We start from the raw sequence: 15,882 nt of genomic DNA, 5'->3' as shown, positions 1-15,882 counted from the left end.
CATGGTGCGGTTCCTCTTCCAGCGCCTGTGGCAATCGGCGCTGACGCTGCTGCTGGTCTCGATCGTGGTGTTCGCGGGGGTGCGGGCGCTGCCCGGCGATCCGGCCACCGTGATGGCCGGTGAACAGGCCGACCCGGCCGCCATCGCCGCGGTGCGCGCGCAGCTGGGGCTCGATCGCGCGCTGCCGATCCAGTATCTGGAGTTCGTGAAGCATGCGGCGACAGGCGATTTCGGCCGTTCCATTCGCACCGGCACCCCGGTGCGGCACCTGATCGGCGCGACCCTGCCGGTCACCCTGCAACTGGCGCTGTACGCCATGCTGGTCGCGGTGCTGCTCGGGGTGACCGGCGGCGTGCTCGCGGCGGTCTACCGGGGGCGCTGGCCGGAGTGGGTGGTGAACGGCGTTTCGCTGGTGGGGTTGTCGGTGCCCACCTTCTGGCTGGGGCTGCTCGCGGTGCTGTATCTCGCGGTGGGGTTGGGCCTGTTCCCGGCCTCGGGGTATGTGTCGCCGTTCGATGATCCGCTGCGCGGGCTCTACTACCTCACGCTGCCCGCGGTGATCCTGGGCGTCACGCACGCGGCCGCGGTGCAGCGGCAGACCAGATCGTCGATGGTGGAGACGCTGTCGGCGGACTTCGTGCGGACGGCGCGGGCCAAGGGGCTCGGGCCGGGCGCGGTGATCGTGCGATACGGCCTGCGCAACAGTCTGATCGTGGTCACCACGGTGATCGGGTTGCAGCTCGGACTGCTCATCGCGGGCACCGTGGTCACCGAGCGCATCTTCGGGCTGCCCGGCATCGGGAAGCTGACCCTGGACTCGGTCTTCAGTCGCGACTACCCGGTCATCCAGGCGGTCGTGCTGGTGGTGGCCACGTCCTACATCGTGATCAACCTGCTGGTCGACGTGCTGTACACGGTGATCGACCCGCGCGTGCGAGTGTCGGGAAGGGCGCAGTGACGGTACCGGAGAAAGAGCAGCTCGCCCCGGCCACACCACAGCCCACCGCCGCTACCCCACAGCCCGCGACCAACACGGCGCAGCCCGCGACCAACACGGCGCAGCCCGCAGCCAACACGGCACAGCCTGCGGCCGATACGCCACGGCCGGTGGCGGCGCGGGCGCGGGTGCTGCGGCTGCTGTGGTCGAATCCGCTGGGCCGCGTCGGCACAGTGCTGCTGTTGATCGTCATCGCGGCAGGCGTTTTCGCGCCGCTGCTCGCCCCGCACCCGCCCGCCGAGGTGCACTTCGCCGTGCCGTTCCAGAACCCCGGCACGGCCGGATACGCCCTGGGCACCGACGATCTGGGCCGCGACATCCTCTCCCGCGTGCTCTACGGCACCCGGGCCTCGCTCGCGGTGGGCGCGCTGGCGGTGCTGTGCGCGCTGGTCGGCGGGGTGCCGATGGGACTGCTGGCCGGGTACTGGCGCTGGCTGGACGCCACGCTGTCGCGGGTGGCGGATGTGCTGCTGGCCTTCCCGTTCGTGATGATCGCGGTCGGGCTGACCGCGATCTACGGCGGCGGCCTGACCCAGGCCGCGATCGCGCTGGGCATCGCACAGGTGCCGGTGATGATGCGGGTGGTGCGCGCGGAGACGTTGCGGCTCAAGGAGTCCGACTTCGTGCTCGCGGCGCGTACCATGCACGTCGGGCCGTGGCGCATTCTCGGGACGCACATCCTGCCCAACGCGCTGGCACCGATCATCGTGCAGGCCACCGTGATCATGCCGACCGCCGTGCTCGGTGAGGCGATCCTGTCGTTCCTCGGACTCGGCATCCGGCCGCCCGCACCCAGCCTGGGGATCATGCTGTCGGATGCGCAGCAGTATCTGATGCGCACCGCGTGGCCGGGGATCTTCCCGGGCGTCGCGCTGCTGCTGATCTGCCTGGGCTTCAACCTTTTCGGCGACGCGCTGCGCGACGCACTCGATCCGAAGACGAGCCGCTGAAGGAGCTGCAATGACCGAATCGCTGTTGGAGATCAGCGATCTGGCGGTGTCCTTCGGCGCGGTGACGGCGGTGGACGGCGTGCGCCTGACCGTCGTGCCGGGTGAACGGATCGCGCTGGTCGGGGCCTCGGGCTCCGGGAAATCGACACTCGCGCAATCGATCATCGGACTGTTGCCGGGCAACGGTCAGGTGCGGGCGGGCAGCATTCGCTGGCGCGGTGAGGATCTCGCCCATGCCGACGAGAAGCGGCTGCGTGACGTGCGGGGCCGGGAGATCGGTTTCGTGCCACAGGATCCGATGTCGAATCTGAACCCGGTCGCGCGGGTCGGGCAGCAGGTCGCGGAAACCCTGGTGGCACACGGGCTCTACCCGCGCCGGGCGGCCGCGCAGCGGGCCATCGAACTGCTCGCGGAGGCCGGGCTGCCCGAGCCCGCCCGGCGGGCCCGGCAGTATCCGCACGAACTCTCCGGCGGCATGCGCCAGCGTGTGCTGATCGCCATCGGCCTGTCCTGCCGACCCGACCTGCTCATCGCCGACGAGCCGACCTCCGCGCTGGATGTGACCGTGCAGCGGCAGATCCTCGATCACCTGGACAAACTCACCCGGGAGCTGGGCACGACCCTGCTGCTGGTGACCCACGATCTGGGGCTGGCCGCCGAGCGGGCGGACCGGGTGCTGGTGATGTCGGGCGGCCGGATCGTCGAATCCGGGCCCGCCCGTGAGGTATTGACCGATCCGCAGGAGGACTACACGCGGCGACTGGTGGCTGCCGCACCCGCACGCATCGTGGCGTCGCCGACCGTGGCAGCCGAAGTCGTCGAGACCGCAGCGGGTTCCGACACCGATGCCGCCGATGACGTTCCGGTGCTGGAGGTTTCGCAGCTCGGCAAGGAGTACCGCATCCGCGGTCGCGGCGGGAAACTGCGGGCCGTCGACGATGTGTCGTTCACCATCGGCCGGGGCCGGACCACCGCGATCGTCGGTGAATCCGGTTCGGGCAAGACCACTACCGCACGCATGGTGCTGGGCTTGGTGCCCGCCACCTCCGGCACCGTGCGACTCAACGGTGCCGAGGTGACCAGCCTGCGGGGTGCGCGGCTGCGGGCGGCGCGGCGGGCCATGCAGTCGGTGTTCCAGGACCCGTATTCTTCGCTCGACCCGATGTGGACGGTCGAACGTCTCATCGCGGAACCCTTGCGCGCCTTCGGAACCCACGACCGGACTGCCCGCCGGGCCCGGGTCGCCGAGCTCCTCGACCAGGTGGCGCTGCCCGCCGCCGTGACCCAACGCTACCCGCACGAACTGTCGGGTGGTCAGCGGCAGCGCGTGGCCATCGCCCGCGCCCTCGCCGTCGAGCCGCGCCTGGTGGTCTGCGACGAACCCGTCTCGGCCCTGGATGTGCTGGTGCAGAAGCAGATTCTGACCCTGCTGTCCGATCTACAGGAACGCCTGGGCATCAGCTACCTGTTCATCTCGCACGACCTGGCGGTTGTGCACGCCCTCGCCCACGACGTGGTCGTGATGCGGGACGGCAAGGTGGTGGAACAGGGCCCGGCCGCACAGGTCCTCACCGCCCCGACCGATCCGTACACCCGGCGTCTACTGGAATCGATCCCCGGCACCGGCATCGATTCCGAGGTCACCCGGGCCGGCTAGCCGAGTTCCCACTCCGCGCCCTCCGGCCAGTCGGTCCCGGCCGGGGGCTGCGGGTCGTATTGGATGCCGCGCCGCACCCAGCGGGCGCGGTCGGCACCGGCGAGGCGTTGCACCAGGTGCAGGGCCATGTCGGTACCGGCGGAGACGCCCGACGAGGTGATGATGTCACCGGCGTCGACATAGCGGGCGTCGCCGCGGACTTCGATGCTCGGATCCAACTGCGCCAGCACGTCCAGCGAGCGCCAGTGCGTGGTGGCCGGGCGGCCCTTCAACAGCCCGGCCGCGGCCAGTACCAGCGCGCCGGTACAGACGCTGGTGATCAACGGCACCCGATCGCGTTGCGCGCGAACCCAATCCAGGATCAGGTCGTCGTGCACCATCGGCCGGGTGCCCTGTCCACCCGGGAATACAAGAACATCCATGGCGGGCGCGGAGTCGAAGGAGTGGTCCGGTGTCACTTTCAAGCCCTTCGCGCACTGCACGATCGCCCCGGTCGGGGAGAGGGTGAACACCTCCCAGCCGTCCTCGGGAACCATGCGGGTCCAGAAGGCCAGCACCTCCCACGGGCCCGCGAAGTCGAGTTCCTCGACACCGTCGAACAACAGAATCCCGATCCTGCGCACGGTTTCGGTCATGCGCCAATGATTCCACCCGGCAACGTTTCACTGTCATACCGGGCCCACCTGGCGCATGTGAGAAGTCACAAGTTCGCCGGAAGGGCATTACTGTGCTTCACAGGAGGAGATCAACCCGCCACTCGAAGATGTGGCATGAGTTAGCGTTTCAGGTCCCGGACGGGGCACAAACCCGGGGGTGGAAGGGAGTCACGGATGTCCGTGGAAATTCCGACCCGGGCGGGGCTCACGGTCTCGGGCAGCCCGATATCGTCGCCGCTCAAGGATGTGCGCGGGATCGCTCAGCACATGGTCGGGCACTTCGTCGAGACGGTCGCCCCGTGCGGGACGCTGCCCGGCGACGCGATTCACGGCGACGTCACCGCCATCACCCGCATGTGCCTGGAACTGGCCGTCGGCATGCTGGACGGGCGCGACATCCCGCAGCAGACCAAGCGATTGGAGGAGGCCGCCGCGCAGTGGGCGCGCGAGGGCATCCCGATCGACACCATCCACCACGCCATCCACGCGGGCTTCAAGATCGGCGCCGAACTGGTGATGGCCAATGCCATGTCGCAGCATGTGCGCCAGGAGAGCTCCGACGGAGACGAGACCCTGGTGATCGCGGCCGCCGATATGGACAACATCATGGGCGGCGCGAAACTGGTGGTCGAACTGCTCGACCGGATGACCTCCGCGGTGGCCAAGGCCTATGTGCGGGAACTGCGCGCCGTGGTGAGCGAACACCACACCGCCGTGCACACCCTGACCTCCGCACTGCTGGGCGGGCACAGCACCTCCACCATGGCCCGCGAATGCGGGATCGAGATCGCCGAGCGGTATCACGTTCTGGCGCTGGCGATTCCGGATCATCCCGAGGAACACTCCCCCACCGTGGACGGCGCGGTGGTGGCGCGACGCAAACTGCGGCGGGTACAGGCGGAGCTGGCCACGCGATACCCGGACACGGTGCTGTCGCTGCTGAGCGTGGACGGCGGCACCCTGCTGGTCCCGTGCACCGCCCTGGCGGACGAACAGCTCGACGAACTCGTCGAACAACTCTCGCGGGCGGCGCGGGTGCCGATCACCGCGACCCTGGTTTCCGCTGTGCCGCAGCAGATTCCGAACGCCTCCGAACAGGCGCACGAACTGCTCGACATCGTGCACCGACTACGACTGGTGCGCGGGCTGTTCCGATTCGACGAACTGGCACTGGAGTATCAGCTGACCCGGCCGGGCCCGGGACGCGATCATCTCGGGTCGCTGCTGGATCCGCTCGACGAGCACACCGAACTGCTCGAGACGCTGCAATCGCACATCAGCAACAACCTCAACCGGCAGCGCACGGCGCGAATGCTGCACGTGCACACCAATACCGTGGACTACCGGCTCAAGCGGATCGGGCAGCTCACCGGATTCGATCCCGCGCAGGCGTCGGGACTGTGGTACCTGCGGTCCGCGCTGGTAGCGCGGACCTATCAGGCGGGTTGAGCAACAGCGGGGCGCTGCCTCAGCAGTTGCTGGGCGCGGCGTCGCCGCGCATGCGGGCGTCGAGCCAGTTCAGCACCGACGGGAGGCCGAGCACCGCGGCGGTGAGGTGATCGGGCACCGGCTCCTTCTCACTCCAGACGGTCGCGCCCGCAGCGCAATACCGGTGAATGGTGTCGGTCACGGCATCGACCGGGATCAGGCCGTCGATGGGCGAATGCCATTCGAAGACCGGCATATTCGGGACGCCGGAGTACAGCTCGAGGCTGTTCTCCTCCACCACGGCGCGGGCCGTCGGATCATCGGTCATCACCGTCGTCTTGGCCACGTCCTGCGCGCCCTGGCCCGCGCCGGCGGCCAGAATGTCGTTGGTGCAGCTGTTGACCAGCTTGTCGCGCATCGCCAGGCCACGATCGTTGAGCTGATCGCTGAGCGGGAAACGGTCCGGGTACTCACGTTCCAGGCCGAGCCCGGCGGCCAGCGCCAGCCCGAAGGCCGGATGCCGGTTCATGCCCAGGGCCTCCAGCATGCTGATCAGGTTCATCGGCACGCCACCCATGGCCGCACCCGCGAGGTGCAGGTCCGGGGCGTAGGACTGGGCCAGGGCGGCGGCCCACGCGGTCGCCATGCCGCCGCCGGAGTATCCGGCCATGGCGACGGGACTGTGCTCCACCTTCAGATCCGCCACGTGCTGCACGGCGCGGATGCCGTCCAGGGTGATCTGGCCGCCGAGTTTGGCCGCGCCGTAGGCGAATCGGGGGCCCAGGTGATCGGGCAGGGTGAGGCTCCAGCCGCGCTGCAGCAGCACGTTCCAGGCCGGGGCCTCGCGGACCATGAGGTTGGGGTCGGTGGTGTAGAGCACCCGCGAGACCGCGCACTGCGCGCCCAGCCCGTTGATGATCTGCTGATACGACAGCAGCGGGGCGTCCGGGCGGCGGTTGCGCGGGGACAGCACCGTGGTGGTGGCCGCGATGGGATTGCCCTCGGAACCGGTGGAGCGGAACTTGATCAGGGTGACGTCGGTGTCGGGGAAGCTCGCGAGGGCGGGCATGGCGCGCACGGCCAGCACGTCGCCGGGATGCCGGTCGGCGATATCGGCGGGGGCCGCGTAGAAGGGGTCCGGGTCGGGCGCGGGCATTTCGGGCTGCGCGGCAGCCGATCCCGTCGCGGCGGCCAGCAGGAGAGCGCCGATCACCGCCAGGGGAACACGAATCCTCATGCGAGGCAGCGTAGGAAGGCGGGTCGAGGCTGGCCAGGGGGTTGGGCGAACCTTCCGAATAGTCACAATCGGGGCGGTCATCGCTTGTGAGGGCCCGCCCGATTCGAGGTGCGAATGTTTCTGTTCCAACGGGTAACAACAAAACTCGCGCGGCGCTTGTGACATATCCAAGCCAGAACCGGAACACGTTCCCATACAGGGTGTTACGGCTACTTTCGGTGCCAGGGACGCGCGGCCGCCGCAGACGTCGGCGGCGCGTCTCTCCGGACAATTCGAGGAGCAGCACATGGCCGGCAGCACCGAAGGCAAGGTCTTGTTCGACAGCGTAGGGGAGCCGCTCACCCACCGGGTCACCGTCTATCTCGGTGGGCCGGACGACGGGGCCGAACTCACCATGGAGTACGCGGCCACCTGGAAGGAGGCCTCCGCCTTCACCGTCGCCGCGGTGCACGCCGGACTCGCCGTGACGGTGGACGGACGGATCCGGCCGGGGCTGCGCCGACTACCGCGCTACGGGTTCCGACACTGAAACTAGTTTCACCGCAATAACTTTCGGGCAGGTAATCACTGCCCGAAAGCGGTGGCGAGAGTATCCCAGGCCGGGCCCAGCTGGGCCGAGAAATCCTCCCAGGCATGAATGCCGGTCGGCTCGTAGTGCACGGTGGCGGGAATCCCCAAGTCGCTCAGGCGTTTCGCGAAATGCTCGGTGCAGATCCGCGCACCGGCCTCCAAAACCACACCGCCACCGGCGGATTGCATGGCGGCGATCAGATCCGAGGCCCGCATCACCTCGCTCAGATCCGGAGCGCCGGGAATTCCGGAGGCAGCCGAAAGGTAGATGACGGTGCCGCGCAAGGCTTCCGCGCCCACCGTGGAATCGTGCGTGATCCATTCCAGGGTGCCCGGCGGGCCCCACATCCGCACCACGTTGCCGCCGCGCGAGGCCACCGTGAGTGCCGTCACCGCGCTCCCGGGGCCGTCGATGGTGGAATAGCAGCCGCTCAATCCGGCCACCGCCTTGTAGAAGCCCGGATGCCGGTGCGCGAGCATCATCGCGCCCTGCGCACCCATCGAGACGCCCGCGACCGCGCGCTGCCCGTCCGAATGCAGATACGGCTCGATGACGCCGGGCAATTCACCGGTCAGGAAGGTCTCCCAGCGATTCCAGCCCAGGGCGGTATCCGGGTGATCCCAGTCGGTGTACATGCTGCCGGTGGCGCCCGCGGGCAGCACCACGTCGACCGGCTTGTCGGCGAAGAAGTCCGCCGCGTGCCCCTTGGTCAGCCAGTCCGAGACGCCCTCGGCGTCCACGCCGTCCAGCAGATACAGCGTCGGGCGCGGGCCGGGGCCGGAACCGTGCAGCACATCCAGGCCGACGATGCGGCCCATGGCGGCCGAATCCACCTGTACCCGTTCCCAGTGCGGGCCGACGTGCTCGGAACCCACGATGCCGGTGCGCATCGGCGCCGGGGCCGCCGTCGCCTGCATCGACAGGCCCGCGAGGAGGGCCAGCGCGACCGCGACCACCACGGTCCGCCGGATAACGCTGTTCGACAAGATAACTCCTCACGCGAGCCGGATATCCGAAGAACCCGCCGAGCGGTTGCGAGGTATCGCTCGACGGGTCTTCATCCGATGGGAGTGCAGTTTCGCCTGCACCGGCAGTTTCATGAATCAAGCGGGAGTCCTCGGCGTGCGGGGGCAGGAGAGGACTCGGGAACACCTCCAAAACATTTGTCCCAGTGCGGTTTTCCGGCCGCGATATCGTCCGCGCATTTCCTGGATCCGATATCCGAACCACCGCGAGCGTAACCAGGCACCGGGGGCGATCGGCAGGGTGCGAAGCACCTTCTGGAGAGTTCACAATCCTGGGCGGGCGGTACGTGGGACCCGCCACAGCAGGGTATTCCCCCGGCCCGTTCCCTCCCCGTCAATCCCCCGAAACGCGAAGTCAACCAGCCGTTTTCATTCCGAAATCACGTTGACCAGCGCATTGCCGGGCCGCTAGGTTCATACTCGAATGTTTGGTCTAGACCATAGAGGTGGAGTCGCGTGCAGTCGATGGGGTATCTCGTGCTGGCCGTCTCGGTCTTCCTGCACGCGGGCTGGAACGTCGCCCTCGGCTGGCTCCGCCGCAGCGACCGCTCCCTCGCCTCCACCGCCGACATGCTCCTCGCCGGCGCCCTGCTCTTCCTCCCCGTCGCGCTCGCCACCTGGCACTTCGAGCTCTACGCCCTCCCCTTCGCCGCCGCCTCGATCTTCTTCTCCACCCTCTATTTCGCCCTCCTCGAACGGGCCTACGCCACCGCCCCCGTCGGCGAGGTCTACCCCGTAGTCCGCGGCAGCTCCCCCGTCCTGGTCGTCACCGCCACCGCCATCCTCGGCACCACCATCGGCTGGACCCGCTGGCTGGGTGTCGCCTTCATCGCCCTCGGCGTAGCCATGATCGCCCTCTCCCGCACCCACCCCGCCGCCCCCGGCATCACCGGCGGCCGCCGCTCGGTTTTGTGGGGCCTCACAATCGGCTGCTGCGTAGCCTCCTACACACTCTTCGACGGCATAGCCATCCACCACGCCTCCCCCATCCCCTACCTCATCACCGTCATGGGCGGCTCCGGCCTAGCCCTCAAACTCCGAGACCTGACCCGCCGCGACCGCACCCCCACACTGTCCCTCCGAGCCCTCCCCCTGACCCTCGCAGGCGGCACCGCCATGCTCGGCGCCTTCGGCCTGACCCTGATAGCCATGACCCAACTCCCCCTCGCCGTAGTAGCCAGCGTCCGAGAATCCAGCATCGTCGTCGGCGCCCTCCTGAGCCGCTTCCTCCTCTCCGAACGCATCTCCCCCCAAGGCGCCCTCGGCATAGCCAGCGTCCTCACCGGCACAGTGGTAATCGGCTTCCCGGCCTGACCACACCGAATGCAGCTTGGTCACGATGTTGTGAGTTCTGAAAAAATTCAGAACTCGGCTCTAATATGGAGAAGTGCAGGGCCGGGCATCAGGCTCATCCCAGAACCAGCGAGGAGTCGACGGTGGTTACCGAGGTTCAGTGGAGTGAGCTACAGCGCGATCCCAAGCAGGTGGCACAACTAGCGGACCAGGGTGCCGTGCGAGTGCGGCGCCGCGATGGCGCGTCACTCTTACTGATCAGGGAAGATCGCGCGAAGGCGGCTTCCGAGGGGTCGGTCACCGCCGCCCGCGCGCTCCGGAACGTCCTCACACATCTCCCGCACGACATCGCGGCCCGCGCTCTGCTCGACGAGTTTCCATGGGTGGATGTAATGCCCGAAGACGCACAGGCCGAGTTCGTCAGGGACTTCGCGCGGGCCTTCCAGGCCTCGGCGGAACTCGGCGAATGGTCCGTACTCACCCAGACTGTCGTCGAATGGCGCAGCACTGCAGCCATTTTCGCTGATCCCGCCCTCGCCGAGCGCCTGAGCCGACCGATCGACACCGATTTCGGCCCGGTGCCAGCACCATTGGGAGAGGACTCGGGTGGCAGCGAAGCGAGGTGATCGAGTTGCGCCACCTGGGCGTCCAGATGGATGGGAAGCACGATTCGCGACGAGTGAGGCGGCCAAAGGTTGGGAGGAGCTTTGCCGCGCAGCCAAGTCCAATACCTGGGAAGCCTGGATCATTCTGACTGAACGTCCAACCATGCCCGAGAACCGGGCGCGGCAGCACAGGCTCCGGGGACCGTTCGCGACCCACACGATATCCGGCGTCGAACTCGAGCAGTGGCAGTACGAGGTCACCGCAGGAGGGCGAATCTGGTATTGCCCCGACCCCGAGACTCGAATCGTGTGGATCGTGGACGCGAGCTGCGGCCATCCCAAGAAGACCGAATAGCCGTGAAAACAGTTGGGGCGCTTCCGGTCTCACCGGAAGCGCCCCAAACCACGGGTTTGTCGCTACAGCATGCAGCTCACGCAGCCCTCGACTTCGGTGCCTTCCAAAGCCATCTGGCGAATGCGGATGTAGTAGAGGGTTTTGATGCCCTTGCGCCAGGCGTAGATCTGGGCGCGGTTGACGTCGCGGGTGGTGGCGCTGTCCTTGAAGAACAGGGTCAGGGACAGGCCCTGGTCGACGTGTTGCGTTGCCGCGGCGTAGGTGTCGATGACCTTCTCGTAGCCGATGTCGTAGGCGTCCTCGAAGTATTCGAGATTCTCGTTGGTCAGGTAAGGGGCCGGGTAGTAGACGCGGCCGATCTTGCCTTCCTTGCGGATCTCGATCTTGGAGGCGATCGGGTGGATCGAGCTGGTGGAGTGGTTGATGTAGGAGATCGAGCCGGTCGGCGGGACGGCCTGCAGGTTCTGGTTGTAGATGCCGTGCTGCATCACCAGTGCCTTGAGCGCACGCCAATCGTCCTGGGTCGGGATGTGGACGTTCGCCTCGGCGAAGATCTCCCGCACCCGCGCGGTCGCGGGCTCCCACACCTGCTCGGTGTACTTGTCGAAGAACTCACCCGAGGCGTACTTCGACTCGGGGAAGCCGCCGAAGTACGAACCGCGCTCCTGCGCAATCAGATTCGAGGCGCGGATCGCGTGGTAGGCGATCGTGTAGAAGTAGATGTTGGTGAAGTCCACGCCCTCTTCGGAGCCGTAGTGGACGTGCTCCCGCGCCAGGTAGCCGTGCAGGTTCATCTGACCCAGGCCGATGGCGTGCGACTCGTTGTTGCCCTGCTCGATCGACGGCACCGAGTAGATGTGGGTCTGATCCGACACCGCGGTCAACGCGCGAATCGAGGTCTCCACCGTCTTGGCCAGATCCGGCGAATCCATGGTCTTCGCGATGTTCAGCGAACCCAGGTTGCACGAAATGTCCTTGCCCACCTTGGCGTAGGACAGGTCGTCGTTGAACACCGAGGCGGTCGAGACCTGCAGGATCTCCGAGCACAGGTTGGAGTGGGTGATCTTGCCCGCGATCGGGTTGGCCCGGTTCACGGTGTCCTCGTACATGATGTACGGGTAGCCCGACTCGAACTGCAGCTCGGCGAGCGTCTGGAAGAACTCGCGAGCCTTGATCTTGGACTTGCGAATCCGCTTGTCGTCGACCATCTCGTAGTACTTCTCGGTCACATTGATGTCGGCGAACGGCACGCCGTAGATGCGCTCCACGTCGTACGGCGAGAAGAGGTACATGTCCTCGTTCTTGCGCGCCAGCTCGAAGGTGATGTCCGGGATCACCACACCCAGCGACAGCGTCTTGATGCGGATCTTCTCGTCCGCGTTCTCCCGCTTGGTGTCGAGGAACCGGTAGATGTCGGGGTGGTGCGCCTGCAGGTAGACAGCACCCGCACCCTGACGCGCGCCCAGCTGGTTGGCGTAGGAGAACGAGTCCTCCAGCAGCTTCATGATCGGGATGACACCCGAGGACTGGTTCTCGATCTTCTTGATCGGCGCGCCGTGCTCACGAATATTGCTGAGCAGCAAGGCCACACCACCGCCGCGCTTGGACAGCTGCAGGGCGGAGTTGATGGAGCGCCCGATGGACTCCATATTGTCCTCGATGCGCAGCAGGAAGCACGACACCGGCTCACCGCGCTGCTTCTTGCCCGAGTTGAGGAAGGTCGGGGTGGCGGGCTGGAAACGCCCGTCCATGATCTCGTCGACCAGCTCGCCGGCAAGGGTCTCGTCACCGGCGGCCAGTGTCATGGCGACCAGGCACACCCGGTCCTCGAAACGCTCCAGGTAGCGCTTGCCGTCGAAGGTCTTGAGCGTGTAGCTCGTGTAGTACTTGAACGCGCCGAGGAAGGTCGGGAAGCGGAACTTCTTCGCGTACGCCTGCTTGAACAGCTTCTTGGTGAAGTCGAAGCTGTACTGGTCGAGCACGTCTGTCTCGTAATAGTTTTCCTTGACCAGGTAGTCGAGCTTCTCCCGCAGGTTGTGGAAGAAGACCGTGTTCTGGTTGACGTGCTGCAGGAAGTACTGGTTCGCGGCCTCGCGATCCTTGTCGAACTGGATCTCGCCATTGGGGCCGTACAGATTCAGCATCGCATTGAGGGCGTGATAGTCCATGCCCTCGGTCCCGGAGTCGCCGCTGACGGGGCGCTCTACGCGGGCAGTCTTTCCGACCGGTGCTGTTGTCGTTGCCAAAACAAGTCCAATCCCTCTCGGACGCGCTCGACGTCCTCGGCAGTTCCCATGAGTTCGAAGCGATACAGGTACGGGACCCCTGCCTTACGCGAGATCACCTCTCCCGCATAGCAGAACGTATCGCCGAAGTTCGTGTTGCCACTCGCGATCACGCCGCGCAGCAGTGCGCGGTTGTGCGGATCGTTGAGGAATTTGGCCACCTGACGGGGGACGAATTCCTTGTCGGATCGCTGTCCACCCAAAACGTGCCGACCTCCCCCGTAGGTGGGGACGATCAGCACGTAGGGATTGTCGACGCGAAGCGAGTCGGCGGTATGAAGCGGTATGCGAACGGCGGGGACATCCAGCCGCTGCACGAAGCGGTGCGTGTTCTCCGAAGCGCTCGAGAAGTAGACCAGATCAGGTGTCGCACTCGACATCTCGGTCATCTTCCCTCCTTTCGATTCGGACGAACCTGCAGGAGGCCGCCGGCCCGACCGGCGGCTCCGAAGCCGCTAGGCGACGGCGACGACGTCGGCGAGAGCCTTGATGCGGTCGGGACGGAAGCCCGACCAGTGATCGTCACCGGCGACAACGACGGGGGCCTGCAGGTAGCCCAGGGCCATGACGTAATCGCGGGCTTCGGGGTTCTCGGAGATGTCGATGACGCTGTAGTCGACACCGGCCTTGTCGAGGGCGCGGTAGGTCGCGTTGCACTGGACACAAGCGGGCTTGGTGTAAACGGTGATGGTCATTGAATCCCCTTCTCCTTGCCTTCGGTCCGTCGGCAGTGCACGGCTCAAACAAGATCCACGTAGTAAGTGCGCAAACCCCTGGAAGCGGAGCCGAAGCCCCTGGTCACTAGGTGAACTTCGAGGTGTTCGCCTAGTGCCCTTCCAGCTCCCAAGACACTACACCTAGTGGGCGACAAGTTCATACAACACGACATGTTGCGACTCACAAAGGTGAAATTCCGGTGCCGTAAGTACCTGGACACTCGATTCGCAACTCGACACGACTGCGACGCACGTCACAATTTCGGCATACAGTTCATTTCCAGCAAACCCACCATCACCGCTGATCAACACGCTTCTCACGAGTCACAGCAGACTCGAGCGACCACCCGGTTTGCCGACCCGCGACGCCGTGCCCCCAATTCCCGGGGCCCCGCTCCGCCCGGCGTGTCGCGGTGTGTGGCAGCGATTTACCCGATCGTGAACGACGCGCCGTCCACCGGACCGGGCGCCAGCAATCGATTGGTGGCCGGAATGCCGTACACCTGAGCGTCGTAGTCCGACAGCGGACGGCCGTCGACACTGATCTCGGTGAAGGTGATCGGCGTGAAACCCGGCAGCGCCGCATCCAGATGACCCTCCACCACGATCTCGGCGGTATGCGCGGGCACCGTGGACGCCGCCACCGTCGTGCGCGCCCAGTGCGCGGTCCGATTCTCCAGCGTCATGACATAGCGCCCACCGTCCCAGCTCACCACCGAATGCATGACATCACCGGCGCGCACCTCGACATCGTCGTAGCTCACCGGCGGATCGGGGTAACCCTCCCACCACCCGTCGACCTGCTTGTCCGGCGTGCAGAAGCCGCTGAAGACACCGATCGAGCACAGCCCGTTGGCGGCGGCGCCCAGCGCGTCGGAAATCTTGGCTCCGGCATTCATCACCGTCCCGGCGAAACGCGGATCGGCGTAGGCCACCCCCGCGGCCAGGTTCTCCACCTGCAGACCGGGCAATGCCGCGTAGACGGCCGCGTCACTGGCACACAGGGATTCGACGCCGGTCTGCATGAGCGGCAGCGCGACGTGGCCGTCGAGGCCCTGCGCCCCGTTCAACCCCACCCACGGCACCACCCGCTGCAGAATTCCGGGATCGTGGCAGTCGATCTCCGGTTGCACCCAGGTGGCGCTGACCTCGTGCACGTCGCCGCGGACCACGTATCCGGCCCAGTTGCCCAGATAGAGGCGGACATTCGAGATGCTCGCCTCGGCCACCGCGTCGGCCGCGTTCACCACCGCCGCCGCGGCGGATGCGGCCAGGGTGAGCGCCATGAAACAACGGCCCCACGCAGAGTTGCCCGTTGATAGCTTCATGGACTGACGGTAGCCCGAAACACCCCGGAAAAGCGGCAGGCCACGGCTGAAAAGCCGTGGCCTCGCGCTGAATTCAGCGAGTGATCGCTGTGCCCGTCAGGCGTTTGCCTTCACGTCGGCGGCCGACGCCAGCAGGTGCACGGTGGCGGCCAGCTGGGTGATCGCCTCGGCGTCGTCGGCCGGGTGCGTCTCGACGAAACGCGAACCGATGGTGCCGAAGTTCAGCGACGCCTCCTTGACCACGTTCGCGCCCGCCACACCCAGCGCCTTGACGGCGTCGTCGTGCGACCACTTGGCGGCGTTCGCGCTGATCGAGGCCGAGATGACGGCGGCCGGACGATCCTTGAGCGCGCCCGCGCCGTAGGGACGCGAGGCCCAGTCGATGGCGTTCTTGAGCACGGCCGGCAGGGTGCCGTTGTATTCGGGGGTTACCAGCAGCACGGCGTCGGAGGCGGCGACGGCGTCGCGCAGCGCCTGCGCGGTGGCCGGAACCTGACCGGCGACGTCGATATCCTCGTTGTAGAACGGGATCTCACCGAGGCCCTCGTAAATGGCGAGATCGACGCCCTCGGGCGCGGTCTTCGCGGCGGCCTCGGCGAGCCGGCGGTTGATCGACGCGGCGCGGAGGCTACCGACCAGGACGAGAATGCGGGTCTGCGACATGATGATCACTCCAGACGGTTACTGATTCAGCGGCGGAACTTTCGATACACTGTAACCGGACCACAGTCCGCTTCCATTCCCGGGCAGGAGCCGACCAGCTGTGACACGCGACACCC

At 66.7% G+C, this 15,882-nt stretch carries 16 protein-coding genes; 8 read left to right on the top strand and 8 right to left on the bottom strand.

What is annotated here, in order from left to right; all coding sequences use genetic code 11:
* Position 1 precedes the first annotated feature (1 nt).
* From ACYVN4_RS30470 to ACYVN4_RS30460, 3 genes are read left to right on the top strand one after another with little or no spacing between them, the layout of a single operon-like run.
* On the top strand, positions 2–958 hold the full coding sequence (locus ACYVN4_RS30470) for an ABC transporter permease (RefSeq protein ID WP_460725444.1): 957 nt from the start codon (positions 2–4) through the stop codon (positions 956–958).
* Positions 955–1,947 carry an ABC transporter permease gene (locus ACYVN4_RS30465; RefSeq protein ID WP_460725443.1) on the top strand — a complete coding sequence of 331 codons (993 nt, stop codon included), beginning with the start codon at positions 955–957 and terminating at the stop codon, positions 1,945–1,947. Before ACYVN4_RS30470 ends, ACYVN4_RS30465 begins: the two co-directional genes overlap by 4 nt.
* A gap of 10 nt (positions 1,948–1,957) precedes the next feature.
* A complete protein-coding gene (locus ACYVN4_RS30460; protein ID WP_460725442.1) occupies positions 1,958–3,604 on the top strand; it encodes a dipeptide ABC transporter ATP-binding protein in 1,647 nt (548 codons plus the stop codon).
* Here ACYVN4_RS30460 and ACYVN4_RS30455 read toward each other — a convergent pair.
* Positions 3,601–4,239, bottom strand: coding sequence for a DJ-1/PfpI family protein (locus tag ACYVN4_RS30455; protein ID WP_460725441.1), 639 nt, complete (start codon positions 4,237–4,239; stop codon positions 3,601–3,603). The two genes, ACYVN4_RS30460 and ACYVN4_RS30455, sit on opposite strands and share 4 nt — an antisense overlap.
* Positions 4,240–4,434: 195 nt before the next feature.
* Between ACYVN4_RS30455 and ACYVN4_RS30450 the strand changes: the two genes are divergently transcribed.
* Positions 4,435–5,709 (top strand): PucR family transcriptional regulator, encoded by a 1,275-nt coding sequence (locus ACYVN4_RS30450; RefSeq protein ID WP_460725440.1) that lies wholly within the window; start codon positions 4,435–4,437, stop codon positions 5,707–5,709.
* Between the two features lie 19 nt (positions 5,710–5,728).
* Here the strand turns inward: ACYVN4_RS30450 and ACYVN4_RS30445 are convergent, their stop codons facing one another.
* Positions 5,729–6,925 (bottom strand): lipase family protein, encoded by a 1,197-nt coding sequence (locus ACYVN4_RS30445; RefSeq protein WP_460725439.1) that lies wholly within the window; start codon positions 6,923–6,925, stop codon positions 5,729–5,731.
* Between the two features lie 286 nt (positions 6,926–7,211).
* Here ACYVN4_RS30445 and ACYVN4_RS30440 point away from each other — a divergent pair, with 286 nt between their 5' ends.
* Positions 7,212–7,454, top strand: coding sequence for a hypothetical protein (locus tag ACYVN4_RS30440; RefSeq protein WP_460725438.1), 243 nt, complete (start codon positions 7,212–7,214; stop codon positions 7,452–7,454).
* 35 nt (positions 7,455–7,489) lie between these two features.
* Here the strand turns inward: ACYVN4_RS30440 and ACYVN4_RS30435 are convergent, their stop codons facing one another.
* On the bottom strand, positions 7,490–8,482 hold the full coding sequence (locus ACYVN4_RS30435; RefSeq protein WP_460725437.1) for an alpha/beta hydrolase: 993 nt from the start codon (positions 8,480–8,482) through the stop codon (positions 7,490–7,492).
* A gap of 504 nt (positions 8,483–8,986) precedes the next feature.
* On the opposite strand from ACYVN4_RS30435, the gene ACYVN4_RS30430 reads away from it, so the two are divergent.
* From ACYVN4_RS30430 to ACYVN4_RS30420, 3 genes are all read left to right on the top strand, one after another.
* A complete protein-coding gene (locus tag ACYVN4_RS30430; protein ID WP_460726752.1) occupies positions 8,987–9,835 on the top strand; it encodes an EamA family transporter in 849 nt (282 codons plus the stop codon).
* A 122-nt stretch (positions 9,836–9,957) separates the two neighbouring features.
* Entirely contained in the window at positions 9,958–10,440 is a 483-nt protein-coding gene (locus ACYVN4_RS30425) for a hypothetical protein (protein ID WP_460725436.1), read from the top strand.
* A gap of 142 nt (positions 10,441–10,582) precedes the next feature.
* Positions 10,583–10,774: a hypothetical protein gene (locus ACYVN4_RS30420; RefSeq protein WP_460725435.1), complete on the top strand. Its 192-nt coding sequence runs from the start codon at positions 10,583–10,585 to the stop codon at positions 10,772–10,774.
* A gap of 62 nt (positions 10,775–10,836) precedes the next feature.
* Here ACYVN4_RS30420 and nrdE read toward each other — a convergent pair whose 3' ends face one another.
* From nrdE to ACYVN4_RS30395, 5 genes are all read right to left on the bottom strand, one after another.
* The gene (gene nrdE, locus ACYVN4_RS30415; RefSeq protein WP_460725434.1) at positions 10,837–12,942 is read right to left on the bottom strand and encodes a class 1b ribonucleoside-diphosphate reductase subunit alpha; all 2,106 of its coding nucleotides are present in this window, start codon (positions 12,940–12,942) and stop codon (positions 10,837–10,839) included.
* A gap of 35 nt (positions 12,943–12,977) precedes the next feature.
* On the bottom strand, positions 12,978–13,448 hold the full coding sequence (gene nrdI / locus ACYVN4_RS30410) for a class Ib ribonucleoside-diphosphate reductase assembly flavoprotein NrdI (RefSeq protein ID WP_379356867.1): 471 nt from the start codon (positions 13,446–13,448) through the stop codon (positions 12,978–12,980).
* A gap of 66 nt (positions 13,449–13,514) precedes the next feature.
* A complete protein-coding gene (locus tag ACYVN4_RS30405; protein ID WP_379356869.1) occupies positions 13,515–13,754 on the bottom strand; it encodes a redoxin NrdH in 240 nt (79 codons plus the stop codon).
* Positions 13,755–14,203: 449 nt separating this feature from the next.
* Positions 14,204–15,103 (bottom strand): G1 family glutamic endopeptidase, encoded by a 900-nt coding sequence (locus ACYVN4_RS30400; RefSeq protein ID WP_460725433.1) that lies wholly within the window; start codon positions 15,101–15,103, stop codon positions 14,204–14,206.
* 96 nt (positions 15,104–15,199) lie between these two features.
* A complete protein-coding gene (locus ACYVN4_RS30395; RefSeq protein ID WP_460725432.1) occupies positions 15,200–15,766 on the bottom strand; it encodes an NAD(P)H-dependent oxidoreductase in 567 nt (188 codons plus the stop codon).
* Between the last annotated feature and the right edge of the window lie 116 nt (positions 15,767–15,882).

Source organism: Nocardia heshunensis, assembly GCF_054782115.1.
This window is presented reverse-complemented; position numbering and strand designations above follow the sequence as displayed.